Annotated in this window: 14 protein-coding genes and 3 pseudogenes; 7 read left to right on the plus strand and 10 right to left on the minus strand. The window is 68.4% G+C overall.

Features of this window, described 5'->3' with window-relative positions; genetic code table 11:
- Positions 1-15: 15 nt before the first annotated feature.
- The 4 genes from AMA02S_RS20960 to AMA02S_RS20970 all read right to left on the minus strand — a co-directional run bounded on the left by AMA02S_RS20960 (position 16) and on the right by AMA02S_RS20970 (position 3,562).
- Complete coding sequence (locus AMA02S_RS20960; RefSeq protein ID WP_218005070.1) at positions 16-444, minus strand: NAD(P)H-binding protein; 429 nt, start codon at positions 442-444, stop codon at positions 16-18.
- Between the two features lie 8 nt (positions 445-452).
- Complete coding sequence (locus tag AMA02S_RS20965; protein ID WP_084265420.1) at positions 453-797, minus strand: alpha/beta fold hydrolase; 345 nt, start codon at positions 795-797, stop codon at positions 453-455.
- A 21-nt stretch (positions 798-818) separates the two neighbouring features.
- Entirely contained in the window at positions 819-947 is a 129-nt protein-coding gene (locus AMA02S_RS44735; RefSeq protein ID WP_281181901.1) for a hypothetical protein, read from the minus strand.
- A 1,172-nt stretch (positions 948-2,119) separates the two neighbouring features.
- Positions 2,120-3,562, minus strand: a complete 1,443-nt coding sequence (locus AMA02S_RS20970; RefSeq protein ID WP_067461055.1) for a S1 family peptidase — start codon at positions 3,560-3,562, stop codon at positions 2,120-2,122.
- Positions 3,563-5,209: 1,647 nt separating this feature from the next.
- Here AMA02S_RS20970 and AMA02S_RS20975 point away from each other — a divergent pair.
- Positions 5,210-5,449 carry a response regulator transcription factor gene (locus AMA02S_RS20975; protein WP_218005086.1) on the plus strand — a complete coding sequence of 80 codons (240 nt, stop codon included), beginning with the start codon at positions 5,210-5,212 and terminating at the stop codon, positions 5,447-5,449.
- Here AMA02S_RS20975 and AMA02S_RS20980 read toward each other — a convergent pair.
- From AMA02S_RS20980 to AMA02S_RS20990, 3 genes and pseudogenes are all read right to left on the minus strand, one after another.
- Positions 5,405-5,911: pseudogene (locus tag AMA02S_RS20980) on the minus strand (response regulator); the annotation flags it as partial. The gene AMA02S_RS20975 and the pseudogene AMA02S_RS20980 sit on opposite strands and share 45 nt — an antisense overlap.
- A gap of 33 nt (positions 5,912-5,944) precedes the next feature.
- Positions 5,945-6,592 carry a response regulator transcription factor gene (locus tag AMA02S_RS20985; RefSeq protein WP_218005071.1) on the minus strand — a complete coding sequence of 216 codons (648 nt, stop codon included), beginning with the start codon at positions 6,590-6,592 and terminating at the stop codon, positions 5,945-5,947.
- Positions 6,580-7,842 (minus strand): sensor histidine kinase, encoded by a 1,263-nt coding sequence (locus tag AMA02S_RS20990; protein ID WP_084265421.1) that lies wholly within the window; start codon positions 7,840-7,842, stop codon positions 6,580-6,582. Before AMA02S_RS20990 ends, AMA02S_RS20985 begins: the two co-directional genes overlap by 13 nt.
- A 109-nt stretch (positions 7,843-7,951) precedes the next feature.
- Between AMA02S_RS20990 and AMA02S_RS20995 the strand changes: the two genes are divergently transcribed.
- From AMA02S_RS20995 to AMA02S_RS21015, 5 genes are all read left to right on the plus strand, one after another.
- Complete coding sequence (locus AMA02S_RS20995) at positions 7,952-8,899, plus strand: ABC transporter ATP-binding protein (protein WP_067461058.1); 948 nt, start codon at positions 7,952-7,954, stop codon at positions 8,897-8,899.
- Entirely contained in the window at positions 8,896-10,302 is a 1,407-nt protein-coding gene (locus AMA02S_RS21000; protein WP_067461059.1) for an ABC transporter permease subunit, read from the plus strand. The genes AMA02S_RS20995 and AMA02S_RS21000 overlap by 4 nt, the downstream gene beginning before the upstream one ends.
- Positions 10,299-11,078, plus strand: coding sequence for an ABC transporter permease (locus AMA02S_RS21005; RefSeq protein ID WP_067461060.1), 780 nt, complete (start codon positions 10,299-10,301; stop codon positions 11,076-11,078). The genes AMA02S_RS21000 and AMA02S_RS21005 overlap by 4 nt, the downstream gene beginning before the upstream one ends.
- A 906-nt stretch (positions 11,079-11,984) precedes the next feature.
- Positions 11,985-12,329 carry a PadR family transcriptional regulator gene (locus AMA02S_RS21010; protein ID WP_067461061.1) on the plus strand — a complete coding sequence of 115 codons (345 nt, stop codon included), beginning with the start codon at positions 11,985-11,987 and terminating at the stop codon, positions 12,327-12,329.
- Positions 12,326-13,207 (plus strand): hypothetical protein, encoded by an 882-nt coding sequence (locus AMA02S_RS21015; protein ID WP_067461062.1) that lies wholly within the window; start codon positions 12,326-12,328, stop codon positions 13,205-13,207. The genes AMA02S_RS21010 and AMA02S_RS21015 overlap by 4 nt, the downstream gene beginning before the upstream one ends.
- Before the next feature lie 188 nt (positions 13,208-13,395).
- Here the strand turns inward: AMA02S_RS21015 and AMA02S_RS21020 are convergent.
- The 3 genes and pseudogenes from AMA02S_RS21020 to AMA02S_RS42955 all read right to left on the minus strand — a co-directional run.
- Positions 13,396-13,824, minus strand: a pseudogene (locus tag AMA02S_RS21020) (transposase); the annotation flags it as partial.
- 63 nt (positions 13,825-13,887) lie between these two features.
- A pseudogene (locus AMA02S_RS40520) lies at positions 13,888-14,658 on the minus strand (transposase).
- Between the two features lie 16 nt (positions 14,659-14,674).
- On the minus strand, positions 14,675-15,244 hold the full coding sequence (locus AMA02S_RS42955; RefSeq protein ID WP_169806860.1) for a discoidin domain-containing protein: 570 nt from the start codon (positions 15,242-15,244) through the stop codon (positions 14,675-14,677).
- Here AMA02S_RS42955 and AMA02S_RS42960 point away from each other — a divergent pair.
- Positions 15,221-15,403: a 4a-hydroxytetrahydrobiopterin dehydratase gene (locus tag AMA02S_RS42960; RefSeq protein ID WP_169806868.1), complete on the plus strand. Its 183-nt coding sequence runs from the start codon at positions 15,221-15,223 to the stop codon at positions 15,401-15,403. The two genes, AMA02S_RS42955 and AMA02S_RS42960, sit on opposite strands and share 24 nt — an antisense overlap.
- Positions 15,404-15,452 lie beyond the last annotated feature (49 nt).

The raw sequence follows: 15,452 nt of genomic DNA on the forward strand, positions 1-15,452 counted from the left end.
AGATCGTCCGCTGTCTCAAGCGCCGCGCGAGTTCACACCGTTCAGAGCCTGGTCGATCGGTGTCTGGCCGCCGACCAGCACGTAGGCGCGGCCGGCGGTGTCCGACCGGTCGAGGAGCGCGACGAGTACGGCGGCCACATCGTCTCTGGAGACCGGGTCGAACCTGGCGACCGTGCTGCCGGCCGGTTGACCGGCGGTGAGCTGGACGGTGCCGGAGCCGGGTTCGTCGGTGAGCACGCCGGGCCTCAGCACCGTCCAGTCGAGCCCGTCACGGGCCAGGATGTGCTGTTCGGCGGCGCGCTTGGCCCGCAAGTAGGTGGCGTACCCTTCGCCGATATCAGGGTTGTCGGCACTGCCCACATTGATGGAGCTGACGTGCAGGAACCGTCGCACGCCTGCCTGTTCCGCCGCGTCCATGAGCAGCACAGGGGCGGCCCGGTCCACCGCGTCCCTTAGTCGCGGAGCTGGTCGTCGTTGGTGAAGGCGCCGGTCCACAAAGGTTCGGCGGCCGCGTGCTGTTGGGGGGTGCCGCGTTCGGCGAGGATCTGCTGGGCGCGGGAGATGAAGCGGCCGCTGGCGGCGGTGACGACAGGGATCAGGTGGGACAGGTGCTGGTTGTAGCGGGTGGCGTAGGTGAGGGCGACCATGCCTCCGTAGGAGACGCCCAGGATGCCGATCTTGTCCAGGCCCAGGTGGCGGCGCATGGCTTCGAGGTCTTCGACGTTGTTGTCGAGGGTGTAGGTGTCGTGGGGGCCGCGGGCCGAGCGGCCGCTGCCCCGTTGGTCGAGGTAGATGATCTGTGCTTGAGGCCCGTGTGCTCACCACCGGGTCCGCCGTGCAGTGCGAACAGGACGGGTTTTCTCCCACGTCCCGTGCCGGTCATCGTCGACCAGTCCCGCGCCGTCGACGTCGAAGTACAGCGTGGTGTCACGAACGTTCGCGTACACCGGCCCTCCTCATCACGATCAGCTGCTCGGTACTCCAGTTGTAGAGTCTGGGCAGCCACCGTGTCGGCGCCTGGCCTGGCAACCCGACTTCAACACTGAGAGCCCTATTCTGCACTGCGCGCTCGACAGGTGACCGCGTGCCAAAATGGAATAGCCGGTTGCCCGCGGTTGAAACACCTTGGTCTCCTTACTCCATGGCTGGAGTCCACCGGGCTCGTTGGACTCCACTGTGCGGATGGGCAAGGAGGTATCCTGACGGAGTTCGTCGGACGATCGCTTTCAGCCGGGCTGGCGAGCAGCGTGCGCGCGCAGGATATGCCGGTTTTGAAGGTGGCGGCGCCCGCTCGCCCATTCCCCGGGTTCTGGCGTGGGGTTGAACAAGTTTCTTGCGTTTGCCGAGCTTTGGTCTCTTGGGGCGCCGACAGGGTAACTGACCGGCACTGCACTTGACGTGACGAACACGTTCGCGGTCCTTCGTCTCCTTCCGATGGCCAATCGGGAGAAGGACGCCGAGATCTTGGTGCTGCGACATCAGATTATGGTGCGGAGACGTCAACTGGGCGGGAAGCGGGTGTGGTTCACCGCGCCGGACCGGGCGCTGCTCGCGGCGTTGCTGTACCGACCTCCTTCGAGCGCGTTGCGGCGGATGCGCTTGCTGATGCGTCCGGACACGGTGCTGCACCGTCACCGTGACCTGCCGGCGAGCCGACACGCTACCCGATCCGAGCCGAAGCGCCTGGACAGGTCACTGACCGTGCGTTGCGTCCGCGTGCTCTTCCTGCGTCTGGTCCGGGAGAACCCGGGCTGGGGGCTACCGGAGGGTGCGCGGTGGGCTGCTGGCGCTCGGCGTCGAAGTCGGGGGTCCACGGTCTGGGCGATCCCCAACGGCGCCGGAATCGATCCGGCGCCCGGGCGCTCCTGGACCACGTGGGCTAGCTGTCTGCGCTCGCAGGCATGTCGCGGGCGAGGCGCTGCTGGCGTGTGACTTCCTGGAGACCGTCACGCTCGCGGGCAACTGGATACAGCTCGCACAACTCCTCGGGCACCAGCATTAACTGCTACCGCGTCGCTCGAAACGAGATGTCGTTTGCTTGGTTGGTCGTACATGAATATCCCCGGCCGTCCTGAGGTGAGCGTTGACATTGGTCAAGACGACCGGGGCCGGCCGGGGGTCAGGGCTTGTTGTATCGCAGGGTGAAAGCGCCTGAGCCGTCGTAGGCGTGGACCTGGTACCGGTAGGTGCCGGGGGTGCCGTCGAAGGTGAGGGTCTCGTCGGGCTCGGGGTTCGTCGAGGTCGCGACCGTCGTCCAGGTGCTGCCGTTCTTCTTCTGCAGGTAAAGGTCGAAGTCGACGCCGTCGAAGCCGTTGAGGCAGGCGGAGTGCGGGCCGGAAGCGGTGGTGGTGAACCCGCCGTCGGGTTCGTTTGTGTCGGAGCCTGAAGAGACATTGCCGGACGCCTTCGTCCGGTAGCCGTCGCAGGCGCGGTCCGGGCCTGAACGGTGCCCGTTTCCGGTGACGAGCTTGCGGCCGTCACGGGCGACGAGCTGCAGGACCTCATCAACGGGCTGGAAGAAGACCTCGTCGCCCTCGCCTTGCCCGTCCTTGCAGGAGCCGGAGCCGCCGGACGTGATGCCCTGGGCCTGGCCGCCGGTTTCCGTGATGAGGGCGCCGCCGGAGTCACCCGGGTCGGCGCAGATGTCGGTGCGGATCAGCCCGGAGACCGTTCCTTGCTCGTACTGAACGGAGGCGTTGCGCTCCTTGATCTTTCCGCACCAGAGTTGGGTGTTGGTGGTGCCACCGGAGCGGCAGACGGCAGAGCCGATCGGGGCTTCGGTGGCCCCTTGGACGGTCTCGTAGGAGCCGTTCCAGCGCGTGAGCTTCGGTGTCGGCGTCCACTGGGCGTTGGTGTCGACCCACGCGTAGTCGTCACCGGGGAACGAGGAGCCTTTGAAGGTGCCCTGGTCCACCTGGTTGGAGCCCCGGGTCTTCTCGCCGACGCCCCCGCAGTGCCCGGCGCTGATGAATCCTCCGGTCACGGAGAACGCGATCGAGCAGCCGTACTTCGACGTCCAGTAGCGTTCGCCGCCGATGAGATCGTGCAGAAGGCGGGGCCTCACCGTCGAGTGGACGATCGTCACGGCGTTGGCGTCCACCTCGCTCGCGGTGGCGAACCGCTTGGCCGCCACCACTGAGGACGCCTTGATGACGACCGTGTTGTGCTGGACGTCGACGTACCACGAGGTCACCGCCTTGGGAGCGGACCTGGAGTGCCGGTTCAGCCTCGTCTGGACCGAGTCGAGGGTGCGTTCGGCATACCGCACGACCTTGGGCTGCGCACCAGCCGCCTTGATGGCCGCGGCGGCGGACGCGTCAGTGGTCGCGACGACGAGGTTCGCGCCGCTGGTGACCCATGCGCCGCCAAACGTACCGCCGAGTGACATCCGCATCTGCTTCTGGAGACGGGCGGCGTGCGTGACAGCGGGATCGGGGGCGAGGGGGGCGGTCCGCGGATGCTGGACGGGCGTGTAGGCCTGACTCGTATGTGCCGGTACCGTCAGTGCCACCACGAGGCCGGTTCCAGCGGTGATGCCCAACAACACCTGTTTTCGGGCCATGTCATTCTCCTGAGGGTGGGGTGGGAGCGACGAATTCAGAGGCGTTTGCGGACGTGTTCGTCACCGGGAGGAGCGCCGCAGCACGCCAGCCCTTGTTCTGCCCTAAGCGGTATCGATCGCTGGCACGATCTGGGGCACCGAGCTCTTACGACGTACGCGACGCGTCCAGTCCATTTGATCGTCCGGGCTCGACTCGTCAGTCCATGGTCCAATACGCGACCGCGCGGCGGGTAATTCCAATCGGTCATAGCGTCTTCGGTCCGGCAGGGGAAGACGGTACCTGTAACGGCTTTCTCGGGTAGTGGCTCGTCCGTCCCCGATCGAGGGATTGCGGCCTTGAGAGAAGGAAGCGGCCTCCCGGATGGTCAGTGGTGCCGCAGTGAATCGCCGAGCAGCGCGGGCGGAGCTGGTCCTGTGCTTGCCGTAAGCCTCGTCTGCGCAGGTGAGACGTGTGAGTAAGAAGCGTGGAGGGGGGCGGGCTGCGGTGCGGGGTTTGATCGGACGCAGGGACAGGCCGCGGCGAGGCGGTCGCCGCGCGATGATGGGCGCTTGTGCCGTGGCGGCTGGCCTGCTTGACCGTGACCAATGCGTTCGCGGTGCTGGGTCTGCTCGCGATGACGTTTCCTGGCTGCCCGGCTACCGCAGACTCAACCACCGCGCTATGAACGCAATCCCCGCCATCCTCGAACCTCGGGTTCGGGGGGATCTCGGCACCTTCCGCCCCAGCTTGCAACGTCCCTGTACCGGGGAATGCTTGTGCCCGCTGCTGTGAGACTCGACTCGGGCGGCGCCGCCGGGCCGCGCGGCGGTGCGAGCGGCGCCGCCCCTTGATCTCAAATGGCCAAAATCGGCAACCGTCTGACGCTGATGCTCGTGCTTCGGGAGAATCGAGCCGTGGCAGCGGCGAGAAGAACACGACGAGACAGGAAAGTTGTCGGCGGTTGGCTAACCTCCCGATTGGTTTCACCTGACGTCATGCGCTCAGCCCTTGAAGCCTTGCTAAGTGGATCACGTCGTTGAGTTGACGATATCCAGAAAATGGTTTGCAGTAGAATGGTAGAAGGTCAAGATATCCATGAGCTCCCGTCGTCTCAGTGGGGCGAGCTGAGTCCTGACTTGGTTGGAACCGTCGTCGGGGTAAGGATCGTGTGTGTCCATGCCTTCGGAGTCGGGGTCGAACTGACAAGTCAAAGGGCCTACGGGCACGTCAATTCACCACGTGTGACGGACGGTCGATTCACAGTCGAAGAGACATCAAGACATATTGGCGAAGCTCGAGATGCGCTCGTGCTGGCCGTAACCCCGGGTAGGCAGCCGACTTTGACCTTGCGCCCGTCCGAAGTTTCGGTTGTCTAACGTGCACCGGCCACTCCCTGAAAGGAGGTAGCTGGAGCCTCACAGTCCGAGTTCGGACATTATCGATGCGAGGACCGTGTCGTCGGATCTTGCTTTGCGACCTGTGCCGGATGAGTTGTGGGAGCGCGGGTCTGTATCCATCTGTGGTCGCCTCGGACGGCCCCACAAGAAGAGCTTTTCGAGGGGCCGTCGCTTGGTTCAGCGTGTGCCGCTGGTGGGTGGGCTGGGATCACCCGCCGGCTGATCAGTGAGTTCGTCGCCCGGCCACCGGACGTGCTGGCCGCGGCTGGAATGGAGTCGCTGACCAACAGGGAACGTGAAGTCGTCACCTTGGTCGCCCACGGACTGAACAACGACGAAATAGCCGAAACCATGGTGCTCAGCCGAACCACGGCCAAGACCCACGTCAGCAGGGCGATGACCAAGCTCGGCGCACGCGACCGCGCCCAGCTCGTCGTGTTCGCCTACCAGAGCGGCCTGGTAAGCCACCGCGGGAGACAGCAGGGCGTCCCCGCGCTCGGCTGCCCGTAGCGCCTGGAGCAACTCGGCGGGGTGGGTGTCCTTGAGCAGGAAGCCGCTCGCCCCCGCCCGCAGTGCGCGGAAGATGTACTCGTCCAGCCCGTAGTTGGTGAGGATGACGACGCGGACGCCGGCCAGCCGCGGGTCGGCGACGATCTGCCGGGTCGCCTCGATGCCGTCGAGCACCGGCATCTGGATGTCGACCAGCGCGATGTCCGGGCGGTGCTCCACGGCCAAAGCGATCGCCTGCTGCCCGTCGGCGGCCTCGGCGACCACTTCGATCTCGTCCTCGGAGTCGAGCAGCGCATCAGAAGCCAGTCCCGGAAGGTGTGGGACGAGGCTATGGACGTTCCGGTCAGCGACCGCCCCGCAGCGTTCGACAAGCTGTTCGCCCCCTACAGCATGGATGGAAAGATAGTCCCTCCTCGACGATGTAGGCGAGGCTGAGCGCGACGAACGCGTCAGCTCCGCCATAGCAATGCAGGTTGACAAGGCTTGACGGTCGACCTAGGCGTGGAAGTAGGCGAGGACGGCGCGGACCCGGCGATGGTCTTCGGTGCTGTCGGCGGGCAGGTCGAGTTTGGTGAAGATGGCGTTGATGTGCTTGCCGATCACCTTTTCGCTGACCGTCAGCTGTTTGGCGATCGCCGCGTTGGAGCGTCCCTCGGCCATCAGGGAGAGGACCTCTCGTTCGCGGGGGGTCAGGCGGCCGAGGGGGTCGTTGCGGCGCGTGATCAGCTGGCGGACCACCTCCGGTTCGATGACGCAGCCGCCGCCCGCGACTCGTTCGACTCCTTCCACGAAATCGCCGATGTCGAGGACGCGGTCCTTGAGCAGGTAGCCGACTCCGCCTGCGTCGGTCGACTCCAGCAGCTTGGCCGCGTACGCGGGTGCCACGTACTGGCTGAGGACGAGCACTGGCAGGCCGGGCCGCTCGGCGCGCAGGGCGACGGCGGCACGTAGTCCCTCGTCGGTGAAGGTCGGCGGCATCCGCACGTCGGTGATGACGACGTCGGGCTGGTGGTCGGCGACGGCGGCGGCCAGGGTCGCCGCTTCGCCCACCGACGCCACGACCCGGTGGCCGAAGGCCTCGAGCAGGGCGACCAGGCCCTCGCGGGGAAGGACCGCGTCGTCGGCGAGCACTATCCGGAGCACGGCAGTTCCAGTCGTACGGTGGTCGGCCCTCCCTGGGGGCTGGTCAGGGTCAGGGTGCCGTCGAGCGCGTCGACGCGATCGGCGAGCCCGGTCAGGCCAGTGCCCCTGGTGGGGTCCGCGCCGCCGGTCCCGTCGTCGTGGATCTCGATGCGCAGGAGCCGGCCGGTCACCGTCCCGGTGATCTCGACGCGGGACGCCCGGGCGTGTTTGGCCGCGTTCGTCAGGGCCTCGGCGATGACGAAGTACGCCGCCGACTCGACGGCGGCGGACTGTCGGCCGGGCAGGTCCAGTTCGGCGGTCACCGGTAGTGGCGACCTGTCGGCCAGTTCGGCGACGGCAGCCGGGAGGCCGAGGTCTGTGAGCACCCGCGGATGAATGCCACGTACCAGTTCGCGCAAATCGGTGAGTGCGGCCTTGGCCTCACCGGTGGCCTCGGTGATCAGGGATCTGGCGGCCTCGGGTTGGGTCTCGAACGCCATCTGGGCTCTGACGAGGGTGAGGCCGAGTTGGAGCAGGCGCTGCTGGGCGCCATCGTGGAGATCACGTTCGATTCGCCTGCGTTCGACTTCGAAGGCGTCGATGAGCCGGGCCCGCGAGCGGGTCAGCGTGCGGATCCTCGCGTCGTCGGCGGACAGCAGCTGGCTTGCCAGCTCTGCCTGGAGCGCCGCGGCCGCGGCCGTGGCGTAGCCGAGGAGGATCACCGTCGCCGCGATGGCCAGGGCTGCGCCCCCGGCGATGAAGGGCGCCCCGGTGCCCGCGGTGGTTCCCCCCGATGCCTGCGTGTCGTCCGCTCCCGACTCGACGACGCTGACCGCGCCGCTGGCGAAGATCAGCGCCGGGGCGAGCCCGATCACCAGCGCCATCACGTTGGTCACGAGCAGGAGGCTGCCGTTCAACACCAGGTAGGCCAGTTCCCTCCAGATGACGGCCTCGGTGTGCCGGCCGCGTGGCCGCCAGGTGAAGCCGCGCCGCTCCGGCGGGCGGTGCGGGGCCAGTAGAGCCGGGACGCGGAGCAACGTTACTCGTCGCCGCTCGATGGCCACCAGCGGCCGGATGAGCGGGGGAGTGAGGACCACCCCTCCGGCCAGCAGGGCGAGCGGCAGCCAGACCACGGTGACCAGGCCGGTCAGGACGCCCGAGACGGTGTAGCCGAACGTCCGCAGCGGCCAGGCCGACAGGACGAACCGCAACGGCCGATGGCGGATCGCCTCCACGACGGCCGTAACCCTCGCAGTGCCGGAGGTCACCATGCTCGCAATGGTAAAGGGAGGGACGCTGCCCCTCGGTAGGGCTGGCCCTCCCCCCAAGATGGGGCCGCGGCCTCCTGTGCCGCGCCGCTGTCCTGGTTTGGATGGTGCCGTGAACGCGAATCAACGGGACGCCGCGCCCACGATCGAGGCCCGTGGCCTGCGCAAGCGGTACGGACGTGTCCTCGCGGTGGACGGCCTGTCCTTCACTGTCCTGCCCGGACGAGTGACCGGCTTCGCCGGCCCCAACGGAGCCGGCAAATCGACGACGCTGCGAATGATCCTCGGCCTGGACGCGCCCGACGAAGGCAGCGCCCTCATCGGCGGCCGTCCCTATCGCGATCTGGGTACCCCCCTGCGTGCGGTCGGGGCGCTGCTGGACGCCGGCGCGATCCACCCGGACCGGCGCGCCGGCGACCACCTGCTGTGGCTGGCGCACAGCAACGGACTGCCGGTGCGGCGGGTCCGGGAGGTCCTTGAGATGGTCGGGCTGGCGCAGGCGGCGCGGCGCCGGGCCGGCGGCTTCTCGCTGGGGATGAAGCAGCGCCTGGGCATCGCCGCCGCGCTGCTCGGTGACCCGCCGGTGCTGATGTTCGACGAACCGGTGAACGGCCTGGACCCCGAGGGCGTGCACTGGATCCGGGGGCTGCTGCGCGCCCTGGCGGCCCAGGGCCGGGTCGTGCTGATCTCCAGCCACCTGATGAGCGAGCTGGAGGACACCGCCGATCACCTCATCGTCATCGGCCGGGGACGGCTCCTGGCCGACGCCGCCGTGCGTGACGTGCGCGACGCCGCCTCGGAGGGCCACCACGTCCTGCGGACTTCGCGACTGCCCGAGGCGGCCGGCCGGCTGCGGTCGGCCGGCGCGGCCGTCACCGCCTCCGGGCCGGACTCGCTGATCGTCGGCGGCTTGCCCGCCCACCGGATCGCGGCGCTGGTCGCCGAGGCCGGGCTGACGATTTCCGAGCTCACCGCGCACCGGGCGTCACTGGAGGAGGCGTATCTCCGCCTCACCCGCGCGGCCGCCGAATACACCGCGTCGGCCGGGGAGCGGCGGTGACGGCCCGACGGCCGGTCGCAGGAGCCGGCTTCGGTGGCCTGGTCCGCGCCGAATGGACGAAACTCCGGTCGGTTCCGTCCAGCCTCTGGTCACTGCTCGCCGCGATGGGACTGATCGTGCTCTTCGCCGTCATGATCTCCATGGGGAACCCCGGCACCTACTCCGACGCGCAATTCGTCGACCGCTTCCGGTTCGCGCACCGGACGCTCGCCGGAGATGGCTCGATCGTCGTCCGCGTACGCGACCAGCAAGCCGACCACCCCTGGGCCATGGCAGGCGTCATGGTAAAGCAGAGCGCCACCGCCGGAGCGCCGTATGCGGCGATCGCGATCACTCCTGGGCACGGTGTCCGCTTCCAGGCGCGCTTCACCACCGACATCGCCGGAAGCGCGCACCGCGCACCGCGCTGGCTCAAGCTCAGCCGGGCGGGCGCCACCGTCACCGGGTACGAGTCCGCCGACGGAGCCACGTGGCACCGCGTCGGCGAGGTCCGCCTGCCCGGGCTGCCGCCGGTCACCGAAATCGGCCTCTTCGCGACCGCGCCGGGCGGCGAGCGCGCCGTCCCTATGCGGCCGGTGCTGCTGAAGACCGGACCCGCGAAGGCCACCTTCGACAACATCAGCGTGACGGCCACCACCTCCCAACAGTGGCGCGTGGACGACGTGGGCCGCGAGAACTCACCGCAACAGCCCGCCATCGCCCAGCAGCCGGACGACGGCGGTGCCCTCACCCTTGCTGGCCTGTCCGGAGACATCCTCGGACAGACCGACGACGGAAGCCGGATCATCGCGGCGGTCGCCGGCAGCGTCGCAGGACTGGTTCCGCTGCTGGCGCTCGGTGTGTCCTTTATCGCCTCCGAATACCAGCACGGTCTGATCCGGACGACGTTCACCGCCGGCCCGCGACGTGGCAGGGTGCTCGCCGCGAAGGCGGTCGTGCTCGGCGGCGTCACCTTCGCCGCCATGCTGACAGCCATCGTCGCCGCGTTTCTGGTGAGCCAACCGCTGCTGCGCCGCCACGGCTTCTCGCCGCCGACCTACCCGGATCCCTCACTCGCCGACCCGGCTGTGCTTCGCGTTCTCGCCGGCACCGCGGCGTTCCTGTCCCTGATGACGGTGTTCGCCCTCGGCGTCGGGGCGGTGCTCCGGCGCGGCGCGGCGGCCGTGCCCATCGCCGTCACCGTGGCCCTCATGCCGATGGTGATCACGCCGTTGTCCGGCAGCCCCTGGCCGCAGCGGCTGGCACCCCTGGCCGGACTGTCGATCCAGCAGGTCAAGGAGACCGACGACGCGTTCCTCCTTCCGTGGGCGGGCCGTCCATGGACCGGACCGGCGCTCCTGGCGGTCTATGTGGCGGCCACGCTCGCCGCGGGCTTGTTGCTGATGCGCCGGAGGGACGTATGAGCCGCGCGTTGCTCGCCGAATGGACCAAGACGCGCACCGTGCGGAGCACCGCCTGGACGCCGTGGATGGCTCTCGGCCTGACGCTGGCGCTGAGCCTGCCGATCGTCGGCACAGCCGGGACGGATACCACCGCATGCGGCCTCGCCGCGGGGTGCGATTCCGTCCGGCTCAGCCTTACCGGCGTGCAACTGGGCCAGATCGCCGTCATCGTGCCGGCCGTCCTGACCATGACCGGTGAGTACGGCACCGGGCTGATCGTCCCGACGCTCACCGCCGAGCCGCGTCGGCTGCGCGTCCTGACCGCCAAGGCGATCATCATGACGGCGGTGGCGCTAGGCGCCGGCCTGCTGAGCGTGGTCGGCTGCCTGATCGCAGGTCATGTGCTGCTGCCCGGCAACGGCCTGTCCTCACCACTGACCCCGATCACCTGGCCCGCCGCGCGGGCGGCCTGCGGAACCCTCCTCTACCTCGCCCTCATCGCACTGTTCAGCCTCGGCCTGGCCACCGCCCTGCGCGACACCACCACAGCCCTTTCGACCGTCTTGGGGTTGCTCTACATGCCCGGGATCCTCGCCCGGTTCATCCCCGACGAACACTGGAGCACCCTGGTGGAAAGGTACGCGCCCATGTCCGCCGGACTCGCCGTCCAGAACACCGAAGACCCGTCCGCCCAATCCATCGGGCCGTCGGCCGGCCTGGGTGTCCTGGCCGCGTATGCCACCGCCGCGATGGCCGCCGGTGCCGTCTTCTTTTGCCGCCGCGACGCGCGTCCATGACCGCGCCGCCAGCAAGACCGGGCCATGCGACGCCCCCGCCGGGCGCCGGTCAAGACGGGGCTGGCGCCCGGCGCCGCGCTCGCTGCGGGATCGCTGGTGGGCTGTGGTCCCGATATGTGACGATGCGGTCTTCCCTACGACCGGGACTCCGAAGCACAGGCCGATAACGGTCCGGCGGAACGCGTTCGTGGTGCCGCTTGGGCAGGGCTGGTGTCGCTGTCACCACATGTTCGGTGAAGCTCTGCGGCTGATCCTGCGGCACGAGTCACACGGGATGGTCCCGGAGCTGCGTCGCCGCGCGGCGACATAGTTCGAGCGGTCGGGGTTGCTGGACGAGGCAGTGGGACAGGCCGTGGCAAGGAGAAGGTCAAGCCGTCTTTCGTCGAGTTCGAGTTCGAGTTCGAGTTCGGGGACGGGGCGGGGACCGGACCGGCGATGGCTATCGCGTCCAAGCGCTGCCCGTGCAGCACACCGTTCCTGCCCTGGACTACCGCATCACCGACCGGACGAGACCACACTCGGCTACACCGGTGACACCGCCTACTGCCCGAACGTGGAGCAACTCGCCTCCACCGGCTCGGAATTGGCGCTGGACACCACCTTCCCCGTCGGCGGCCAGAGGTTTACCGCTGACACCACCGGGCTGCACCCCCGCGGCGGCGCCCAAGCCGCATCCGCACAAACGACCTGACCGCTGCTCAACGGCCCCGGAAGTCCCGCCGCTGGCCGCGAGCGTCGCCGACGGTCGGGGCCGAGCCGCACACTCACCCGCCCGACGCGCGGTGGCCGGCGGCGCTGATCGACCACAGGCCATAGGCGTCCGTGACCTCCTTCGCCTCACGCCGGTACCGCTGAGGTGATCGGACTCATTCCCAATACTTCGACAGATGATATATCGTCCCTCGTATGGTCAAACGAACCACGGTGATGAGCGAGCCCACGTACTTCGTGCTGGCGGCGCTGCTGGACGGGCCGGCGCACGGCTACGGGATCATCAAGAGGACGCAGGCGCTGTCGGACGGGCGGGTCCAGTTGGCCGTCGGTACCCTCTACGGTGCACTCGACCGGCTGGCGAGCGGCGGGCTGATCGTCGTGGACGGTGAGGAGACCGTCCAGGGCCGTCCGCGCCGCTACTACCGGCTGACCGAGGACGGGCACCTGGCCGTCACCCGGGAGGCCCTGCGGTTGGAGCAGGCCGCCCGGGTCGTCACCGGCCGCGCCTCCCTGATGACGGGGGACGCCGGAGCATGAGCGGAGTATTCACCGAACGCTGGTACCGGCTGTTCCTGCGGGCGTTCCCGCCCGGTCACCGCCTCGAGTACGGCGATGAGATCCTCGGCACGCTGCTGAACGACACCCCACGCCGCCTTCCCTCGCCGCGGGAGACAGCTGGGCTCCTCACCGCGGGCTTGGCCGCCCGGGCCCGCGCGGCCGCCGGGGAGGCCGGGCCATGGTGGGCGGACGGCGCGCAACTCGGCCTTTTGACGCTGGCGCTTGCGAATCTGGCCTACGGCATCGCAGACCACGCCTCCCCCGGGTGGCTGATCGCTTCGGCGGCGCTCGTCGTGGCGTTGCTGCGCGGCTGGGCACTGCTGGCCCTGCCGCTCGCCCTGGCCGTGGCGTTCTCGACCGGCCGAGCCATGCTGGTGGGGGCCCAGGCGACGGCCTGGCCGCCGCAGCTGTTCGGACCGGCCTACCACAACTGGGTCTCGCTGGCCCCCTACGGCATGCTGGCGATCGGGGCCGTGACACTTGCGGCCGGCCGGGTGGGCCGGCCGTTGCATCTGCGTGCACGGCCGTGGGGGTGGCTGGTGATCCCCGCAGCCGCCTTGGCGCTCACCTACATGCCCTGGACATGGGAGTACGGCGAGACATGGCAGCTGGTCAGGGCGGGCACGGAGAGCGTCCTCCTGCTCTCCGGAGTGCTGGCCACCGCGATCGCGCGCAGCCCACGCTGGGCACTGGCCGCGGCCATCTACGTCGTGCCCGGCGTGACCTCCCCGCTGACCAACCCGCCATCGAATCCGCAAGACCTCGGCTACTGGTTGACCCTCACCGCGCTCCTGCTGGCCATGGCCGCGACAGCATGGCGACCCCAACCCATCCCCGAAACTCGCCAACCGCAATAGCCGAAGCACGAAACGCAGAGTCGCACCGTTGACTGCACCGACCCGGCGATGGCAGCCACCCCGGGACCGTGGCCAGCAGATCGAGCAAGGCATCAGACAGCCAGTTGCTCAATGGGTCAGGCCACGGTCCCAGGGCGACGTCATGATCGGGTGTGTCAATTTAACGGCTGATCTTGGTTGTTGAGTGGTCAGTTGTTGCTCGGGGTCAGGCGGCCCTCGAAGGCGATCTGGAACGCGTTCAGGGGTGCCTTCCAGCGCATAGTCCACCTCTTGCGGCCCTTCCTCGTCGGGTCCAGGCTCATCAGCGCCATGTAGATGCACTTGAGGGCGGCGGCCTCGTTCGGGAAATGTCCGCGGGCGCGGACGGCCTTGCGGATGCGGGCGTTGACGCTCTCGATCGCGTTCGTGCTGCAGATGACCTTGCGTATCTCGCCATCGAAGGAGAGGAAGGGCACGAAATTCGCCCAGGCGTCCGACCACAGCTTCACGATCGCCGGATACTTCGTGCCCCAGGACTCCTGGAACTCCAAGAACCGCTCCGTCGCCGCATCCTCGCTGGGTGCGGTGTAGACGGGCTTGAGGGCCTTGGCCACCTTGTCCCAGTCCTGCCTAGAAGCTGTCCCGTAATGGTGGAGGTATGGGTCCGGGCGTGCGGCGGTGACTTGTCGCCCCGAGCCGGATCAGCCGGCCATCGCCAGATTGTGCATGAGGGTGATGCCGCGGGTGGCATGGTGGACGCCGTCGCGTTTGCGGCGGCAATGCGGAGGATGTTCCACCACTTCATGTGCGCGAAGGTGTGCTCGACGCGGGCGCGAACCCGTTTGTGGACGGTGTTGAGATCGTGCTGCCAGCCGGGCAGCTCGCTGCCGCCCCGGGGCCGCCGGTAGGGCATGATGACCTGCCGGTTTCCCTGGTAGCCGCCGTCGGCCATCACGTGCGCACCCCGGCACGCGGTAGCGGCACCTGAATCGCGGAAGGCGGTGCAGTCGTTGTGGTTGCCCGGGACCGGACGTCCGACCGCGACCACCAGCCGGGTGTTGGCGTCGATGACGACCTGCATGTTCACCGAGTACCGGTAGTTCTTGGACGAGGCGGTGACCGTCCGGTCGTGGACGGGAACCAGCGTCCCGTCCACGATCAGCACGGTTTCGGGGCCGTGCCGGCGAGTGACCGGGGCGAGTGCCAGCAGCGGCGCCAGGTGGTCGACGACAGGGTGCGCGGCGGATTTTGACACCCCGAACAGCAGTGCGACCTGCCGCAGTGTGAGGTTGGTGCGGTAGTACACCGCGATCAGAAGGACCCGGTCGGCTAGCGGCAGGCTCCAGCGCCGTCCGGTGCCGGTCTGCTCACCGCCCCGACTTGCAACGATCCGCACCAGGCGGCGGAACTGCCGCACCGACAGGCCGGTCGGTGAACACCGGCACCCACTCGTCCCGATCGGCCCTGATCACCCGCTCCACACCAAGATCAACGATCTTGATCGCCTGGCGTTACGGGACAGCCTTTAAGGCCGAAATGGGCAGGACCGATGGATTCGCTCGCCTTGCCTTTCTCAAGGCCGACCTCACCTCGGCTTTGGCCGCTGCTGCACGGTCGTGACCCGAGAATTTTCGGAATGTCATCGTCGGTGCGTAGCGGGCGGGAGCAATGCGGGGCGCGTGCGGCGGCGAGGGTGGTCCAGTCGTTTGTCGTGCGTCGGCGCTGGACACCCTCGTCTCCTGCCGCGGAGATCCGTGCTAGTGAGCCGAAGACCTTGAGGTCCCAGAGGGAGTAGCCGCGGACGGTGCCGTAAACCCTGACGTAGCGGCCGCTGGTGCTCAGCGAGATGCGCTCGACGCCGCCCGCTCCCGTGGTGGTGGAGCGGACGGTGCTCCATGTGCCGTAGTCGTTGGAGACCTCGATGCGGTAGCTCTTGGCGAACGCGGTCTCCCATGTCAGCCTGACTCCGGTGATCTGGCGGACGCTTCCGAGGTCGACCTTGATCCATTGTGGATCGGCGTGGACGCTCCCCCGGTGAGTGAGGGCGGCACCGTCCACGGAGAGGTCGGCCACCACCCGGACATCCACAGCACCTGGCAGCGCATCAGGTTCGCGATCACCACCCACAACGCCGGCGGCTGGATCACCGTGAAGGATTTCGAGCTGGCCCGCCACATTGACGCGATCGCGGCCGGGCACGGGGCCGAGCCGGCCTAGACGTGTGGCGCGATGCACCGACGAAGGGAGCGCGTCCGCGCGTCCGATA

It is taken from the genome of Actinomadura macra NBRC 14102 (assembly GCF_001552215.1).
In the GTDB taxonomy this organism is placed as follows: Bacteria; Actinomycetota; Actinomycetes; order Streptosporangiales; family Streptosporangiaceae; genus Spirillospora; species Spirillospora macra.